The organism is Serratia sp. ASV30 (assembly GCF_016428815.1).
Classification (GTDB): Bacteria; Pseudomonadota; Gammaproteobacteria; order Enterobacterales; family Enterobacteriaceae; genus Chania; species Chania fonticola_C.
Genome location: NZ_JAELTL010000147.1, coordinates 1 through 1,199, shown reverse-complemented (window position 1 = coordinate 1,199; position 1,199 = coordinate 1). Strand labels below are relative to the sequence as shown.

The 1,199-nt window shown below is 55.5% G+C and carries 2 protein-coding genes; one reads left to right on the top strand and one right to left on the bottom strand.

Translation table 11 applies throughout. The features are described 5' to 3' along the window. Positions 1–213: hypothetical protein (locus tag JHD74_RS25800; protein ID WP_199063885.1), on the top strand; the 213-nt coding region annotated here is incomplete at its 5' end. A 61-nt stretch (positions 214–274) separates the two neighbouring features. Here the strand turns inward: JHD74_RS25800 and JHD74_RS25795 are convergent. Then, positions 275–1,199 (bottom strand): LysR family transcriptional regulator (locus tag JHD74_RS25795; RefSeq protein ID WP_233169693.1); only part of this gene is annotated, 925 nt, incomplete at its 5' end.

The window sequence follows — 1,199 nt, the reverse complement described above, 5'->3', positions numbered from 1 at the left end:
CCCCCCCCCCCCCCCCCCCCCCCCCCCCCCCCCCCCCCCCCCCCCCCCCCCCCCCCCCCCCCCCCCCCCCCCCCCCCCCCCCCCCCCCCCCCCTCTTCACCGACCCGCCGCCCCCCGACATCTACACCCAGTTGGCATCGTCGGCAGCGTCAGATGTGTATAAGAGACAGCCGTTTGGAAATTTGTAAGATAATCAAAGTAGCCTTGCGTTGAGCCGATAATATTATCGGCTTCAATGGCCGGTCAGATTAAGTATTATCTTAAAAATGCAAGTTTACTTGCCTCTGAGTTGGAAATCGTGCAGTAGCAACTGGAAACAGTTTTCAATTAAAGGCGAGTGATTTTGTTTTGCGCTGCGCATAAGTGCCACAGTGCGGCTCAGTAATGGCTGTTGTAATTGAACAACGGTTAATTCTTCATCGTTTAAATGCGTCGTATAAAGCTGCGGCAAAATAGCCACCGCTAATTGTGACCGCACCAAACCATACAGCGTTTCCAGAAAATCGACCTGATAACGCGCCGTTAAGTTCAGACGATGGCTTTCCGCCAATGCCGACACCAATCGACTGCTATTCCCTTTCGAAAATACTGCAATATCCCTGTTAGCCAATTGCCGCCAGGGCAGATGATGTGGATCCGCCAAAGGATCGTCCCGATGCATCACCGCCACAAACGGATCTTCCTGCAACGGATAAATTTCAAGCCGATCTGGCACCGAGCTGTCCAAAGCCCCAATGCCGAAATCTATCTGCCCATTTTCCAACTGTAGTAGCAGGGAATCATTGGTTTGATCGTGGAATTCTACGCGTAAACGCGGGAAATGTTGCGCCAGCAATCGCGGTACCGCAGGAAACAGCAGGTTGCTCACCGAAGGCACCAGACCGATACGTAACGTGCCATCCCCTCCGGCCAACATGACGCGCTGCATATCATCAAAGGTAGCGTGAGCCACATTCAGCAGCCGCTGCGCATGCGGCAGGATCGCCGTGCCTAGTTCCGTCAGGGTCACCGCAGAGGCCGTTCGATTGACTAACTTCCCGCCAAGCACGGTTTCGACTTGCCGCAGCGCACTGCTTAACGCGGGTTGGCTGATCGCCAGACGGCTGGCGGTATCGGTGAAATGTCGTAGCTGCGCCAGGGTCACAAAGTACTGAATTTGCTTGAGGGATAGCGCGGGTAACCGTCGCCATGGCTCGGAC